The 16,157-nt window shown below is 35.2% G+C and carries 13 protein-coding genes and 1 pseudogene; 8 read left to right on the forward strand and 6 right to left on the reverse strand.

Annotated features, from left to right (window positions below):
• Window positions 1-45 precede the first annotated feature (45 nt).
• Together KN1_RS01720 and KN1_RS01725 are read left to right on the forward strand one after the other, a co-directional pair.
• The gene (locus KN1_RS01720; protein WP_221289121.1) at window positions 46-1,152 is read left to right on the forward strand and encodes a glycosyltransferase family 4 protein; all 1,107 of its coding nucleotides are present in this window, start codon (window positions 46-48) and stop codon (window positions 1,150-1,152) included.
• The gene (locus KN1_RS01725; protein WP_221289122.1) at window positions 1,152-2,678 is read left to right on the forward strand and encodes an oligosaccharide flippase family protein; all 1,527 of its coding nucleotides are present in this window, start codon (window positions 1,152-1,154) and stop codon (window positions 2,676-2,678) included. Before KN1_RS01720 ends, KN1_RS01725 begins: the two co-directional genes overlap by 1 nt.
• Here KN1_RS01725 and KN1_RS01730 read toward each other — a convergent pair.
• On the reverse strand, window positions 2,670-3,752 hold the full coding sequence (locus KN1_RS01730) for a glycosyltransferase family 4 protein (protein ID WP_221289124.1): 1,083 nt from the start codon (window positions 3,750-3,752) through the stop codon (window positions 2,670-2,672). The genes KN1_RS01725 and KN1_RS01730 overlap by 9 nt on opposite strands.
• Before the next feature lie 253 nt (window positions 3,753-4,005).
• Between KN1_RS01730 and KN1_RS01735 the strand changes: the two genes are divergently transcribed.
• From KN1_RS01735 to KN1_RS01755, 5 genes are all read left to right on the forward strand, one after another.
• Window positions 4,006-4,917 (forward strand): glycosyltransferase family 2 protein, encoded by a 912-nt coding sequence (locus KN1_RS01735; RefSeq protein ID WP_221289125.1) that lies wholly within the window; start codon window positions 4,006-4,008, stop codon window positions 4,915-4,917.
• A 6-nt stretch (window positions 4,918-4,923) separates the two neighbouring features.
• Window positions 4,924-5,865: a glycosyltransferase family 2 protein gene (locus tag KN1_RS01740; protein WP_221289127.1), complete on the forward strand. Its 942-nt coding sequence runs from the start codon at window positions 4,924-4,926 to the stop codon at window positions 5,863-5,865.
• Window positions 5,866-6,070: 205 nt separating this feature from the next.
• Entirely contained in the window at window positions 6,071-7,063 is a 993-nt protein-coding gene (locus tag KN1_RS01745) for a glycosyltransferase (RefSeq protein ID WP_225905754.1), read from the forward strand.
• 110 nt (window positions 7,064-7,173) lie between these two features.
• Window positions 7,174-8,199: a glycosyltransferase family 4 protein gene (locus KN1_RS01750; RefSeq protein WP_221290437.1), complete on the forward strand. Its 1,026-nt coding sequence runs from the start codon at window positions 7,174-7,176 to the stop codon at window positions 8,197-8,199.
• Between the two features lie 367 nt (window positions 8,200-8,566).
• Window positions 8,567-9,511 carry a glycosyltransferase family 2 protein gene (locus KN1_RS01755; RefSeq protein WP_221289129.1) on the forward strand — a complete coding sequence of 315 codons (945 nt, stop codon included), beginning with the start codon at window positions 8,567-8,569 and terminating at the stop codon, window positions 9,509-9,511.
• Between the two features lie 791 nt (window positions 9,512-10,302).
• Here KN1_RS01755 and KN1_RS14655 read toward each other — a convergent pair.
• The 4 genes and pseudogenes from KN1_RS14655 to KN1_RS01770 form a co-directional block, all read right to left on the reverse strand.
• Window positions 10,303-10,906, reverse strand: a pseudogene (locus KN1_RS14655) (RNA-guided endonuclease TnpB family protein); the annotation flags it as partial.
• A 256-nt stretch (window positions 10,907-11,162) separates the two neighbouring features.
• The gene (locus KN1_RS01760; protein ID WP_221290439.1) at window positions 11,163-11,924 is read right to left on the reverse strand and encodes a sugar phosphate nucleotidyltransferase; all 762 of its coding nucleotides are present in this window, start codon (window positions 11,922-11,924) and stop codon (window positions 11,163-11,165) included.
• A gap of 1 nt (window position 11,925) precedes the next feature.
• A complete protein-coding gene (locus KN1_RS01765) occupies window positions 11,926-13,155 on the reverse strand; it encodes a UDP-glucose dehydrogenase family protein (RefSeq protein ID WP_221289130.1) in 1,230 nt (409 codons plus the stop codon).
• Window positions 13,152-14,078 carry an NAD-dependent epimerase/dehydratase family protein gene (locus KN1_RS01770; RefSeq protein WP_221289131.1) on the reverse strand — a complete coding sequence of 309 codons (927 nt, stop codon included), beginning with the start codon at window positions 14,076-14,078 and terminating at the stop codon, window positions 13,152-13,154. The genes KN1_RS01765 and KN1_RS01770 overlap by 4 nt, the downstream gene beginning before the upstream one ends.
• 222 nt (window positions 14,079-14,300) lie before the next feature.
• Here KN1_RS01770 and KN1_RS01775 point away from each other — a divergent pair, with 222 nt between their 5' ends.
• Complete coding sequence (locus tag KN1_RS01775; protein WP_221289132.1) at window positions 14,301-14,999, forward strand: IS6 family transposase; 699 nt, start codon at window positions 14,301-14,303, stop codon at window positions 14,997-14,999.
• A 63-nt stretch (window positions 15,000-15,062) separates the two neighbouring features.
• Here the strand turns inward: KN1_RS01775 and KN1_RS01780 are convergent, their stop codons facing one another.
• Window positions 15,063-16,097, reverse strand: a complete 1,035-nt coding sequence (locus KN1_RS01780) for a glycosyltransferase (RefSeq protein ID WP_221289133.1) — start codon at window positions 16,095-16,097, stop codon at window positions 15,063-15,065.
• Window positions 16,098-16,157: the final 60 nt, after the last annotated feature.

The following is a 16,157-nucleotide window of genomic DNA, read 5'->3' on the forward strand; positions in this document are numbered from 1 at the left end:
ACTTAATTTTTATAAGTTACTATATCTAAAGCTAAGTACAAGATTATGAAAGTAGCATTATTCGCTTATGCTGGAGTAGATAGGAGTTGGAGTCTAGGTAGACTTACATACTTATTTTATACCGGACTTAATAGCCTCGGAGTAGATACATATTTGGTTTCCAAATACAATATAAACCAATCTGGGTTAAAATATATTAAGATAAAAAGATATCCCAAAATAGGTAAAAAAGACATTCTCACTGATGTATTTTCTACGTATTCTACGGTAAAGAAACTTAAACCCAACGTTTATCATCTACTATATCCTCATGTATCATCACTCCTTTCATTACCTTTCCCTTCATCTTACTCCAAAGTTCTTACAATTCATGATCTGAAACCATTAATAGTCAAAGAATTTCTTGATAGAAAAGAAAAAACAAATATATCAATTTTGAAGTTTTCGCTAATGTTTATCGATAGAGTAATAGCTATTTCTCGCTCAACAAAAGAGCAAATAGTTCAACTCCTAGGGGTTGATGAAGATAAAGTAAGCGTAGTTTACAACCCTTTAGATCCTATTTTTAGAAAATTAAACGAAGACGAAATAGTTGATATAAGACAAAAATATGGTAAATTTATCTTTAATCTCTCCCGCTTTGATAAGCTAAAAAATCCAGTAAACTTGATTAAATCATTTAAATATATAGCTTCTTGTGATGATAACATAAGACTTCTTATCGTAGGCGCTTTCTGGCACTACGGTAAAAGTTTAATTGAGAACGAATTAGGTAAATATAAGGATAGAGTGGATATAATAGAGAGAATTGAAAATGAGACCTTGGTAAAAATATATAATGCAAGTGAAGCATTTCTATTTCCTTCAATTTATGAAGGATTTGGTATGCCTATAATCGAAGCCATGGCATGCGGAACACCAGTAATAACTTCTAATAGATGGTCTATGAAAGAGCTGGCTGAGGGGGTAGGAGAGTTAGTCGAACCCGAAGACCCTGTAGACATCGCTGAGAAGACATGTAAAGTAATTAGTGATAAGGGCTATCGTGATCAGCTGGTGAAGAAAGGACTGGAAAAGGCTAAACAGTTTAACTATTTGGATCTTTCGAAAGAACTTTTAAATGTATACGAGATAACGGTAGGTAAAAAATAATGTCAGATGAATTAGAGAAATTTGGGAAGAATCTCCTCAATAACTATGTAAACTTATTGCAAGGTAGGTTCATTTCTCACGCGATAGGTGCTATAGGTAGCTTCCTTGTTATAAGGATATTACAGCCCCAACTTTACGGGGAACTCTCTATAGCGATGAGCTTCGTATACTTATTAAACATTGTAGGTAATTTGGGCGTGAATACTGCAGTTACTAAGTTTGTAGCTAAGTATAAGGTGGAGAGAATAGAGAATGCATATAAGGTCATATCTTCTGGAATGCTTTTTGACATAATATTCGGAGCAAGTTTATCGTTAATTGCATACTTCATATCCCCTTTATTTTTATTATATGTTTACAACAAGCCTGAAGTAATTCCATACGCCAAGTTTGCTAGTCTGTATCTGATCTTCTATTGGTCTTTTAGCTCTGTATTCTCAGGGCTTTTAGGATTAGAACTTACTAAAGATAATAGTAAACTGTGGATAATACATTATTCATCACAAACATTTTTCAGTATAAGCCTAGCTCTAATCTGGGATAAAATATATGGGGTAATATTAGGTTATGCTTTAGGATACGGCGCTGCCACAATTTACGGAGTTTTTCTGCTCATAAAACACCGCGTTTTAAACAGAACCACATTACCCTCTTTACTGTTTATAAAGGAAATGATAAAGTTTGGATTGCCTTTAATAGTGCCGTCGATTCTAAGCAACGTAGGAGGTGCCTACACAAATTCCATAATAAATCGTTTTTTAAGTATTATAGAACTGTCGAATATTAATGCAACTTCAAAAATAGGATATGTATTTGACACAATACTTAACCCTCTAAGTTATGCCATACAACCTATCTTAGCCAAAATAGATTACTCTCAAAGAGAAAGAATGGTAAACGTAATTAATGAACTTACTAAAGTAAACAGCATATCTCAAATTCCTTTAGTGTTTTTTGTAATAGGATTCTCGTACTCCATAATTGATATAATAGCGGGGCCCTCTTATACTTTAGCACCTCGTTACTTACAATTTTCTATGATATCACCTATTATTACCACACTTGTAGGTTTTCCTATACTAAATTCTGTCATACTATTTAGAGGAGATTCCAAGACAGTGTCTAAAATATCGTCCATAAATACTGTCTTCTATGCGATTTTATTAAGTGTTCTAATACCTTTATTAGGACCACTAGGATATTTTTTAAGTAGTTGGATTAGTTGGATTCCAGGCTATATTGTGGCGCTAATAAATGTAAAATCACTCTATCCTAATTATAAATTTCCCATTGGGACTATTTCGAGGATATACTTAATTCCGTCATTACTTTTCCTACCTTTTGTATTCATTCCTGTTCATTTGCCTTACTTGATCGTGGTCGGGTTAGGACTACTCTTTATTAATTATAAACTGTACTATAAAATAGGCCTTATCAGTAAAGGTGAAGCAAAACTATTAATCACAAGCATAGATAATTCTGGGCTCAGAGTAATTTCACCTTTAGTTAAGTTCATTCTATCCTAAAATTTCCTTATAAAGTTCTAAATAGCTGGGTAAGATCTTACTCCACCTAAAGTTTTCAGCCCAATCTCTTGCCCCTTTACTTAACTTATTATAAATGTCTTCATCATTAGCAATGGTAACAAGCACTTTAGCCAAAGACTCAGGATTATTCTCCGCCTTTAGACTAGCTATATTAGGTGGGGCAGCATAAAGTTGACCGCCTTCACCTATAATGACAGTAGGTTTTCCCATAGCCTCAGCCTCTACTAAAGTCAGTCCGAAGCCTTCATATGGACTTGGATTTACTAAGAACTTGCATTTTCTTAATAACTCTATTTTTTCTTCTTCCGAAACTTCTCCCTTATAATCTACATTAAGGTTATAGCGTTTTGAGTATTCAATAACTTTCCTTGCTAACCCGTTATCCGGACCAGCTAGAACTAGTTTATCTTTCAAGCCGGATATCTTGTATGCTTTTATTAAAGTCATTATATTTTTCTCTCTGCTTATCCTTCCCAAATAAAGAATGTAATCTCCTCTCTCACTATTTAAGTTATAATATTTATCATCTATTCCGTTAGGAATTAGATATGATGTAACGCCGAATTTTTCTTCTAAAAATTTTTGTTCGTGAGGTGTCATGGATACGACTTTGTAATTTTTAAACGTAGAACCCATGAACGTATCTATAATCTTATAGTATATATACGTCACAACCCCTACTTGTGAAGGGAGATAAAATGGAGAATGAGGTTGCAAGATCTTCCTATATTTTTCCTTAGCCAATTGGAAAACGTGAGGGTGACGCCATACATGAACATGAACTATATCTGGCTTTAAAGACCTCAAAGCTTCTTTTAATTTAGGAGAATAACTTCCATGACTCCAGCTGAAACTTACTGGAAGCCTCATAACAATTACTTTATTTACTTCATCTTTTTCTGAAAATACATTTTTAGAAAGTCTGTCCCTATTATAAGTTACCACATAAGTTTCAACCCCGTTTTGAACCATATACTCGGCTACTCTTTTTACTACGCTTTCGACACCGCCTTTCACCGGGTGGTAAAATGGAGAGACGTAAACTACCTTCAAGATCTTGTCTAATTTAACTATCCAGTTTATAAATCTTCTTATTTATTTACTAAATTCGATATTTTTACTCCAAGGAGAGTAACTAGCTCTGACTACAGAGTAGTTGATAAAAATCTATATATTTTTGCAGTAAATTAGCCTACTAATAAAATCCGACAGTTTAACGTAATCTACGCCCATCACTATCTTTAATACTTTACGTTCAACAAAAACTTATTTATTAGGTATTCAAAATTTTATACTCAAGAATAAGATGGATGAAATAACAATAGTTATTATCAATTATAATGGCCTTGAACTATTAAAAAAATATTTGCGTTCCGTTCTAGACACAGATTATCCGAATAAAGAAGTGGTAGTAGTAGACAACGGATCTAAGGATGGTAGCGTAGAATATTTAAAAAGCCTAGGTGTAAGGGTAATCCCTCTCGATAAGAATTATGGACCAGCGTATGCTAGAAATGTAGCGATTAAAACATTTAAGACAAAATATATGGCTTTTTTAGACAATGACGTATATACTCCAAAAGACTGGTTATTACCATTATATGAGGTCATTTCTAGTGATGAAAGAGTAGCTGCATGCCAGAGCCTATATACAGACTGGCCCTACGGAGAAGAACCCAGAGAAATACCGTGGTTCTCTACTGCAGCAGCTCTAACCAGGAGGGATTACATAGAAAAAGTAGGAGGTTTTGATGATTACTTGTTCTTTTATTGGGAAGACGCAGATTTGTCATGGAGATTGTACAGGGCTGGATACAAAGTTCTTATGGTACCTAAATCAAAAGTGCTTCATGAAGTTCACGGCACTTTCAAAAAACTTCCATCGCCTTTTACATCATACCTTTTAATGAGAAACCAATTATTGTTACTCCTCTCTTACTATAACACTGAAGAGTTACTCACACTATTTCCTTTTATCCTAACTGCTCGATTTATATCCGCCTTTAGACCCCCAAACCGAAAAGCTAAGTTAAAAGGTATCTTTTCTGCCCTGGCTAATATTAACTATGTAATAAATAAGAGAAAACAGATTAGGGAAATAGAAAAGGTAAAAGAAAACACTTTCCTTAATCTATTGGGAGACGAAATCTTTGGATATCCAGAGATGAAATCTATTAGAGAAGCCATATCTAAAAGAGTAGTGCAAAGAATTAGGTAATAGAATATGGTATCACTAAGTATTATAGTTGTAAACGTAAAAGGAAAAGATAAATTTCCCAAGCTATACGAGTCGTTATTAAAATCCAGGTTTAAGGACTTTGAAGTGATAGTGATTGACATCATCGATAACGGCTTTAATGACATTAGATTTAGGAATGTAAAAATAGAAAAAGATAGAGGACTAGCATATTGTAGAAATATCGGAGTAAAATATTCAATGGGTAAATTCTTATTATTTCTAGATAATGACACAGAAATAATGCCAGATACACTAGAAAAGTTTATGTCGTATATATCTGAGAGACCTAATGAAATAGTACAGTTAAAATTAGTGAGAGAAGACGGTACTTTAGACGCTACCGGGGGGCTGATAGATAATTTAGCCTATCCTCATGAACTCAACAGAGGATTAAGTGAAAATAGCGTAAACGAGATAATCGAAGTGCTATACGCTAAAGGCGCTGCGATAGGAATGAGCAGAGATGTATTCAATTTAGTTGGTGGATACGACGAGGAATACTTCTACGGTTATGATGAAACAGATCTTTGCTTTAGGGCATGGAAAAGAGGTATAAGAGTCGTCTTTTACCCCTTCGCAAAAGTAATTCACCACGAGCACGGATCTTTTTCTTTAGATGAAAAGAAAAGATTATATAGGCTAACATACTTCTTGGAAAGCAGAAGAATCTATTTTTTTCTAAAGAATTTTTCTTCGGCATACGTTATTAAGAATTATCCTAAGCTGGCCATCGTTTTTGTTGGCAGTATATTTTTAGACATCTTGAAAAGAAAAGATCCAATAGCAGCTAAGGCAAAGATAAAGGCATCAATATGGGTCTTATCTAGGATCCCTCTGCTAATCAAGAAAAGATTATCGGAAAGGCCTAGTAAGGTTATATACGACGAGAGCTACCTAATAAGTAAGGGGCTAATTAAAAAACATTAAAATGATATCTGTTGTCTTCCTAAATGACAGTTCTGGCTATAGGAAATAGCATATAATAGAGTCCTGTAGTTCTTTATATTTTTAGCGTACTAACCCAATATATCTCCCGCGTGAATCTGTTTATTCTAAATTACTAATAAAGAGCATCTAATTTAGATCTTAGTCAGAATCAAATTAATAGCTGATTATTGTTAATTAGTTAGTAATGCAAATAATGATATCCGTAATAACAGTAGATTTTAGAAGACAGAAATACATAATAGATGCAGTCACTTCAGCATTAAACCAGACTTTAAACAGATCAGAATATGAAATAATAGTAGCTAAGGCCTATAATAATGACTATATAGATAAGTTCCTTGAAGAAAATGGAGTAATATCAGTAACTGAAGTTAAACCATTAAATAGATCGTTTATAGCGAAGGCCATAGACATAGCTAAAGGTGAAATTTTATGCTTTCTGGACGACGATGATCTTTTCTTGAGCGAAAAGTTGGAAACTGTACTTAATTACTTTAGTAAGTATGAAAATCTAGGCTATATTAAGCACGCAAATTACGGATTTATAAATAATGATATCCCTACTCGGATTCCAAAGGAAAAGAATTACAATGAAATATATATTAAAAATTGTGAGAAAAAGAAGAAATTTACAGAACTTATGAGATATCAACCAGACGGAAATAGCAGTTCAATTTGCATAAGAAGAGATGCTATAACTAAATACTCTAATCTACTTCGTGAGATTAACTACGGAATCGATTCATTTTATTTCTACTCTGCTTTAGCCTCTGAATATGATTTATTGGTTACACCCAAAATTCTTGCACTCAGAAGATATCATTCTGAGAATACTACGGCTATTTTCCCTACAGATTTTGAATCATGGCTTGAGAAAAGAAAGAAATTCGTGCAAGGCTATATTAGTTCCCTAGAAATAATAAGAAAGAAAATAGCCGATCAGAAACCTTTCTCAGACTATTTAGCTAGGCAAATTTCACTGCATAGGATATACCTGAGTATGTTACCTGGATCTGAAGTTAAGCCTAAGTTTGTGGATTATATAGAATGGATAAAGATGTATAAAAAAGATATAAAGGGGTGGATTGCAGCTCTCGTTACAATAAGTTCGGAGAATATTAAAATGAAATATATTATGAGACAATACGAGAAAGAGTTAAGAAGTGTAAATAGTTAATCTTTTTCAGAATCTATCTACAATGTTAATAGTCTTGCTTTAGGCAGAAAATATTTTAAAATGTATTTTTATTGAACTACTAGATAGGATTGCAAAAAATACGGTTTATAATGATGGACAGTATCTACCCCCAAAGGGGAGGTATACATGAGCAAGTTTACTTAAACTTAAGAGAATTACAAAGAAGAAATATAGATGCAAAAATAATATCTTACTCTGAAAGGAGAGCTGAAGAGCCAGGGAAAAAGCTACTATGGCTCAGACAACTCTCTCCGTTCTTTTTAAAGAAGATAATTAAGGAGGATCCTAATATTATAATCTCAGAGACTGCATGGCCTATTCTTCCAAGCCTTATATCATCAAAACTTTCCGGAGCCAAATGTATATTACACCTTCACTCGTTAGAATCTATACAAGATGTAGGTTTGACTAAAATAGGAAAAAGAATTATAAGGATTTTTGAAGGTCTTTCAAAAAAATGCGATGCAATTCTAGTACCTTCGAAAGTAGAGTTAAATCTATTGAGAGGACAGGGTATAGATAAAGAGAAAATTTTCGTTTATCCTAACGTAATTGACGTTGAAGCCTTTAACTCCTATAAACCGGCCCAATTAAATCACCCTGCTGTAGTATTCGTAGGGGGAATGGGTTATCCGCCTAATAGAGAAGCAGCACAAATGATTACTAAGATAGCCGAAATTGTTAATAGAAAATTGAATGGTAAGAATAAAGTTAACTTTTATCTAGTAGGACCTTCTCCTCCACCCGTCTCTCCTCCGGTATACGCTACAGGCTATGTGGAGTCCACTGTACCGTATATACTAGGGGCCGATATTTGCGTAGCGCCAATAAAGAGAGGCGGAGGAGTAAAGTTGAAAGTCTTGGAGTACATGGCTTCAGGTAAGCCTATAATAGCAACGAAGAAGGCTATAGAAGGTATTGATGATATTTGTTATGTTAATGCGGAAACAGAGGAAGAGTTTGCTGAAAAGATAATTAGTATTATTAATGACGATAACGAGATTGAGAGGTTTAAAGCTAATAAAGAAATAGTTGCTAAGAACCACTCTCCTAAAACAGCTATAGATTTACTCCTTAAAATAATAGATGATCTCAATAGGGGCAAGCTACGCTAAATACTACTATTACTTGGTTGATAATTCTATTGCTTAAATTAATTGTAGTTAGTAATGATAGATATCTAGATGAATTTTTCTTTCTGGCAATATTTTTATATTTAATAGCTATAGCAATATTTAATTTATTTGAATCAGATTAATCTAACTCCCTTTTTATTCTACTGTGGTAACCTATTTATTACTATTTCAAAGATACATTTTAGAGTATTAATTTGACATAGTCTTTTATTTATCACGACAATTTCAATTAGTTTAAATTGGTTATAATCTATTAGATCTAATTAGTCAGCCTTAGTATTAGATAGTAATTGATAAAGAGAGAAGTTTATATATCACATCCTGATAGTAATACAAAGAGAAGCTAATGTCAACAGAAAATAGCAATAACAACATAGTAGGAAAGGAAATTAAAAAAGAGAATATAAATGATCTAGTAACTGTAGTTTTATGCACTTTAAATGAGGAGGAAGCAATCGGTAAAGTTATTGACGACTTAAAGAAGGAAGGGTTTAATAACATATTAGTTATTGACGGTTACTCGACTGATAAAACTGCTGAAATAGCTGAGTCTAAAGGCGCTAGAGTTATCTATCAGCACTGGGAGGGTAAGACGGGTGCAGTTAAGACGGCACTCGATTATGTGGATACACCTTTTGTAGCATTTCTTGACGCTGATGGCAGTTATCCTCCTTCGGAACTTCATAAATTACTAGCACATGCACAGAAACACGTAGAAGTAATTGGAAAAAGGTCAGAAAAGAATATATCATTTATTCATAGAATAGGGAATAGAATAATAAATAGACTATTCCAATTCTTATTCTCAGCTGATGTAGGAGATGTTTTATCAGGAATGTATGTTCTGAACACTAATATAGCTAAGACATTAAGCCTAAGTTCAAAGAGATTCGAAGTGGAAGTAGAAATAGCTTCACAGATGGTAAGAAAAGGTAAGGTAACCTACGTACCAATAAGATATGAAAAGAGGATAGGTAAATCAAAGTTAAACGGGTTCAAAGACGGATTAAAGATAGTACTACATATGCTGAAGTTGGCATGGATTTATAATCCGTTTTTAGTATACTCACTAATAATTTCTCTACTTATAATACCAGGTTTAGCCACTATGGGATATGTTATGCTAGAGTATATGTTACGCGGGATTTTCCACAGTGGATATGCTCTAATGGGCGTAATGTTTATCCTTCTTGGAATAAATGGATTCTTTATGGCGGGACTTGCATCTCAGCTTAATAAAATACAGATTGAAATAGAGAATAAATACCATAAAAATAGTAGTAATATATAATATATTTTTAAGCCTTATATTTTATATTCACTTATATAATAATTAAAACTTTTAAAGTTATACCATCAGAACAGAAAAAATCTCTTCAAAAGAAAAATTTAAAATTTATTAAGATTAATATTTTCTTACAATTCAGTAAAAAATCTGCGTATATAAGTTTTCATCTAACGCTAGAATGTGGACATAATGTCATCATTAGGGTATAAATTTATTAATTAATGAAAGCCTCTATAGAGAGAAGATGCTAAGAAAAGGTTTTATATGTCCTAATGTGAATATAGAATATAAACACCATAGTGATGACACTACGATGAAGTTAATTTATAAATAAACACATAATAAGATTATATGTATTGCAAGTGGCATTTTACGCAAAATCATCACGTCTGATATGTTTTACTGTCATAGATATTTGATACTATACACTTCATGATCAAGACTTGAAACTCTAAAAAATTTAACATAAAATAGGTATAAGTACGACCATAAGTGTTTAGGGTAATATATAACCACCAGGGTTTTCAATAAATGGTATTGCGGAGTACTACTATTAATCATATATATAGAAGTTATTAGACTTTCTCATCGCTCTAAATAGAGGCGGTTTCCCTCATTAATTCGGGCTAACATTTCTCATCTGAGGGCAGTCTAGAAGCTCAGAGAACCTCCTTTCACTCAAGTTCATGACAGCGATAACGTCCCTATCATTCTCGTAACTGCATTAACACGGAAAACCGATGACGAGAAACTTCCCTCATCATCCTCTTAGGACATTTTCCTTGAAGGCCTCAGGCTAAAGACTTCCGCTCATAAACCTCATCGAGACGCTTAGAGATCCAAACATAATGGGAATCATCTTTACCCACTACGACTTCATTCGTGTTTATGTGCATGACTACACACCCTTTCGGCTCAACTTTCTCTCTCTCCTCCTCAAAAGTGACCTTGAGGAAAGCACACCCGTCCTTGATGACTAGTCTACCTCCTTCATCTTCCAGCCCAAGTGCTCCTTAAGGTTCACCGGGTAGCCTAGGATTAGGAGTTCACCGACACCAGCAATCCTAGCACTCGTCCCCTCTAAGTCCACGTTATAACTTAACCTAGATGTTAGCCAGATTTACGTTTTATACACTCTAGGGAAACCGACCTCTTCTCGGGTTTATTATACCAACCCTTGTAGATTGATAATACATCACGATAACAGTCCTCAGCTATCTTTGAAGGAAGCTTGTACTCACTCCTTAACTCGTAGTATAACTCCTCGTGGACTTTTCCGATAACTCAGCTCATATTAGGGTCCTTAACGTTCTCTCTCAACCAAAATAAGACCCACCTTAACGCTTTCACATAGTTATTAACAAGTACTAGGAGGGAGTCTGATAAACCAATCTTCATAGAAACTGTGGCTCTGATTAGTTTTTCCCCTCCTAGCCATTGAATTATCGTTAGAAAAAAGGCGTATTTAAATGTTCATCATCCTAGCCCTAAAAAGGCGAGACTTTTTTTATATAAGGTAATTTAACGTCCGACCGTATAACATACAGCAGCTATCATAACTCATTCGTTCTTGACGCACATTAGCACAGATTCAGTTCTTTAAACTTCTTCGCAGCTATCACAAAAATTACTATGACTATTAAATATATAGTAGTTAAGTTACGAGCTTTCTTATTGATTCAATATAATTATCTATTGTACCTAAATCGTAAACTATATCTACTTTTATTGCCTTAAACTTCTTACCTTTTCTTATTAGACCTTTTATGCCGTCAGTCAGTTGGAGTTCATCATTATACTTAACTTGTTTTAATTCACCAAAGATATCCTTGTCAAAAATATAGTACGGAACTATAACTAAATTAGATTTGGGTTCCTTTGGCTTTTCTTCAACATCGATAACAAATCCTTCATCATCAACAACTACTACACCATAAGGTCTTGGATCCCGGACAGTGGTAACTAAAAATGAATTAACAACCATAGAAGATATAGGTATTGTAGATAGAATAGTATCCGCAGCAACTACTAGAAATTCTCCCTGGACGAAGGGTTCTGCCCTTAACACCGCGTCACCAAAACCTCTAGGTTCTGGCTGGTTAACAAAGGCTATTCTACTATCCTCTATTTTCCGATAAAATTGCCTTAAGTAATCTGCTTGGTTTACCTTACCCTTAGATTCGAGATAATTAATAAAGTCGTAGTCAGGCGTAAAGTGATCCTCAATAACTCTCTTACCTCTTCCGACTACTATTATGAAATCCCTTATTCCGATATCGTATAGTTGCTCAAAAATAATTTGAATTATAGGCTTAAATTGCCCCTTAAAGGGAATAGGAAACATTTCCTTAGGAATTTCTTTAGATGCAGGAAGCAATCTAGTTCCAAGACCAGCTGCAGTAATTACTGCATGAATATTAATCACCCCTATATAGTCCTATTGCCCTGAACTTCTTTCTTGACATCTTGTTGGGGTCAAGGACTCTTCTTCCATCTAGCACAGCCTTATCTTGAAGCATTTGTTCTATTCCTCTGAACTCCTCCCACTCTGTAGCTATTATCACGCCATCTGCCACCTTTACACACTCTTCTTTACTGCCCACCATTTTTACTAAAGATGTTTTAGCCTTGGGATCGTATGCCAAGACATTTGCCCCCTCATCAGACAATAGTTTAGCGATTTTTAGTCCTACACTTTCCCTAGTATCATCCGTATTGGGCTTAAAAGCAATGCCTAAAATACAGACTGTTTTACTATTAAGACCACCTAATAGCTCTTTCATTATCTTTACTGCCCTTTTAGGCCTTTCTTCGTTAACTTTTATAGTAGCTTCTATAATCTTTAACTCCTCTCCCAGCTCTCTAGCAAATGACACAAAGGCTAGAGTATCCTTGGGAAAACATGAACCCCCGTAACCTAAGCCAGCATTTAAGAAATAAGGGGCTATCCTCTTATCTAGTCCTATAGCCTTAGCAATAGTATTGACATCACAGTTGGGTATCACCTCACATAGGTTTGCAATTTCATTGATAAATGAAATTTTAGTCGCTAAGAAAGAGTTAGCAGCGTACTTGATCATTTCAGCTTCTTCAATGGAAGTCCTTAAAACAGTACTCTTTGTAAATGACCATAAGTTCTCGATCATATCTCCTGAGGCTTTATTGTCGCTCCCGATCACTATTCTGTCTGGCTTGGCGGTGTCTACCACAGCGTTTCCTTCCCTTAGAAACTCCGGGTTAGACACTACTTCCCTTTCTACTATCTGTTTTACTTTTCTACTTGTACCGGGGACTACAGTACTTTTAACGACTACAATAGTATCTCTCTTAAGATAAGGTTTCATAGCCTTAGCAGCGTCTAAGACATAACCTATATAGTTTTTCCCTTCTACAGTAGGGGTGGCAACTGTAATAAAAACAACGTCCGCCTCCTTTAACATTGAATAATCCGTGGTAAATGTAAATCTCTCTTTATTTTTTTGGAGAAGTTCGTCTAAACCTGGTTCATAGATGGGGGAACGATTACACTGCAGACCTTTAACCTTATTTTGGTCGATGTCAACTCCGACTATTTCATGCCCTTGATCTGCTAGCACTGCGCCCGTAACTAATCCTACAACACCTAAGCCCACAATACCTATCTTCATTGTAATACACCCTTAAACCAGTTAATAGTAAGTTTTAACCCTTCCTCGAGAGATACTTGTGGATACCAGTCTAGTTTCTCTTTAGCCCTAGTTATATCTGCCGCTCTTCTAGGTGGATCATCGGGTCTAGGGGGAAGGAATTTTATTTTGGATTTACTATCGGTGAGCTTTATTATCATTTTAGCTAAATCAACGATTTTTGTTTCTTTGTCGGAACCTATATTAAATACTTCTCCTGCTAATTCGTCTTTGTATATTAACTTTTTTGTAGCCTCAACCCAGTCTGATATATATAGAAATGCTCTGGTTTGATTTCCATCTCCGAACACTGTCAGATCCTCTCCTTTCAGTGCTTGGTAAATAAACCTTGAAACTACTCTACCATATGTTCCATCTTCTCTAAGGCCGGGGCCGTACACGTTAAAAGGCCTCTGAATTCTTGTATCCAGCTTATATTGCCTATAGTAGGCCATTATCAAGGCTTCTGAGAACCTCTTACTCTCGTCGTAACAACTCCTTATACCTATCGGATTTACATAACCCCAATAGGTCTCTGGAGTCGGAATTATCGAAGCGGAACCATATACTTCAGATGAAGAAGTATAAACAAACCTTGCGTTACTCTTTCTCGCTATTTCGAGCATTCTATAAGTACCTAAAGAGTTTGACAAGGCCGTATCTACTGGATGCTGTATATAGTCTTCTGGTGAGGGTCTAGCAGCTAAATGAATAACAATATCGTACTTTTTATCTGTATCAAATTCTTCAACTTTTTTCTTAATAAATTCTACATCCCTTCGTATGTCAAAATATTTCGCGGTTGATAGATCATCAACTATTGTTATTTCTTCTCCTTCTTCCAATAATGCTTTTGTCAGATGAAAACCTAAGAATCCTGCTCCTCCACTTATAAGTATTTTCATTAACAATTTCTATCTTTGACAAAATATAAACCTATCTGGTTGTAAAATTGGAGCGTACACTTTTCAATGTTCAAATGAGAGTGGACAACAATTTAGTTAATCTGAAATAAATTATATTAAATGTCATTTCTCTATTTAAAGATACAAGAAAAACTCCCTTTAAAGAAGAGCTACGTAATACTTTTTTAGGGTGAGCACGGGAGTAATACTTGAGGTGAGAACATGGGGACTAGGTGGAAAGTCCCCGTGCTCACCCAAATAACCCTAATGGGGTATATTAACCTTAACCCGAGGTTTTACCCGAGAGAAACAATAGCTCACGCCCTTGCCGAGTACTTAGCAGGGCTCTCCTCATGGAGGACACACCTACCCCACTCAACACTGCTCTACTATTTCAGGAGGTTGAGCTACGTGAAGTACGTCGTCCCCTTGAGCGGGGGATACGCCATTGACGAGACTGAGGTGAGGGCTGTAAAGGGCGAATACTACTACGTGTGGGTGGTTAGGGACGTTAATACCAAGGCTATACCCTTCTTCATGGTCACCAGCTTGAGGAGCGGTGTACACGTACTCGTTGTGCTCGCAAGCATGGGTGGGGTCGAAGAGGAGGCGAGGAGGGTATTTAACGTGAGGGTCGACAAGGTCGTCTACCTGCACGACGGTGCTACAGTATATAACGCTTTCTCGTGGCTTAATGTGGAGCACAAGAGGGTGAAGTTCGGGGAAAGGGATTATGCGGAGCAGGGGTTCAGGAGTTTGAAGCATAGGTTGTCGCCCATGGACTCCCACTTCCCTTGGGACGCGAGTAAGTACACGTTGGTGAGGTGGTTGTCTGTGTTTTTCCTGGTGTATAATGTGCTTTACGCTCCTGTGTATTTGTTAGGCAAGGGGGTGATGATAAATGTAAATATTTCAAATTAATGAAATTGTTGACCACACTCGTTCAAATTGTGAGATGGAAAAAGAAGACGAAGTTTTAAACTACTATTTATGCATGATGCTTTCTTGTGGGATTATCACATGCTGTCTGTACATTTCTAAGTCACTAATGATCTTCTGCCTAACTTTTGCAGAGAATAAATCCAGCATATAATATCTGTAAGGAACTTCTATGTGAGGAGCGGTGTATATATCTATAGTCATATTTAAGGTATTAGCGAGTTTTTTAGCTGTCACATAGGCTTCTTTAATCTTCTTAGGTGACGCTAGAGGTTTATTAAGCGTTTTCCTTACATATTCTTTAATGTAATTAGAGTAATAAAATAATGGAAGAAATTTCTTAAACTTTGAGTTGGATTTCATTAAGAATAGAAACATAGATGTTATAATGAATTTATCGCTTAAATCTATTGGAGTATTTGCTCTGCCTTTATGATACCCAGTTTCGATGGGGTAGTATTTTACTGTATAACCGTTAGCATACAGTTCTAACCCTAGTACGTTAGAATCAAAATATAAAAGAGGAACTTCTCTAAATATGAATCCTCTCTTTCGTGGAAAATCTGCCCTTATTATCATCATAGCTCCAGTTACGTATGTAACATATGATTCCTTATAGGGATCCTTAACTAAGTGCAGCCTAATTACGGCTCCGTTATCTGCTATAAATCGTCCTGTATCAATTCTATTCTTATCTGTTCTAATAATGCCTTGTGCCGCACCTACGTTAGGATCTCTTTCCATTAACTCGACTAAATTCCTCGCCATGTCGCTATTAGGAACAGCGTCTGGGTTAACAGTTATGAAATATTTTGATTCATTAGAAGAGTATCTAAACGCTAAATTATTCCCGCCGTTAAAATAGGTGTTTTTTTCAGATCTTATTAATTTAAACCTATTATCCCCATTTATGAAACCAGATAATATCTTGTAAGTATTGTCCTTAGAAGCGTTATCAACTAAAATTACTTCGTAATCAGGGTAATCTAAGTTTTTTAGAGCTTTAAGATGTTCAAGAAGAAGATCGCCCTCTTTTTCAGAGTTATAATATACGACGAAAATCGAAATCTTAGGGTGCATAAAGAATTTCCCTATATTCCTATTTTAAGGTTTTTCCAGATTTATTCCCATAAAACTACC

The sequence above is a fragment of the Stygiolobus caldivivus genome (assembly GCF_019704315.1).
In the GTDB taxonomy this organism is placed as follows: domain Archaea; phylum Thermoproteota; class Thermoprotei_A; order Sulfolobales; family Sulfolobaceae; genus Stygiolobus; species Stygiolobus caldivivus.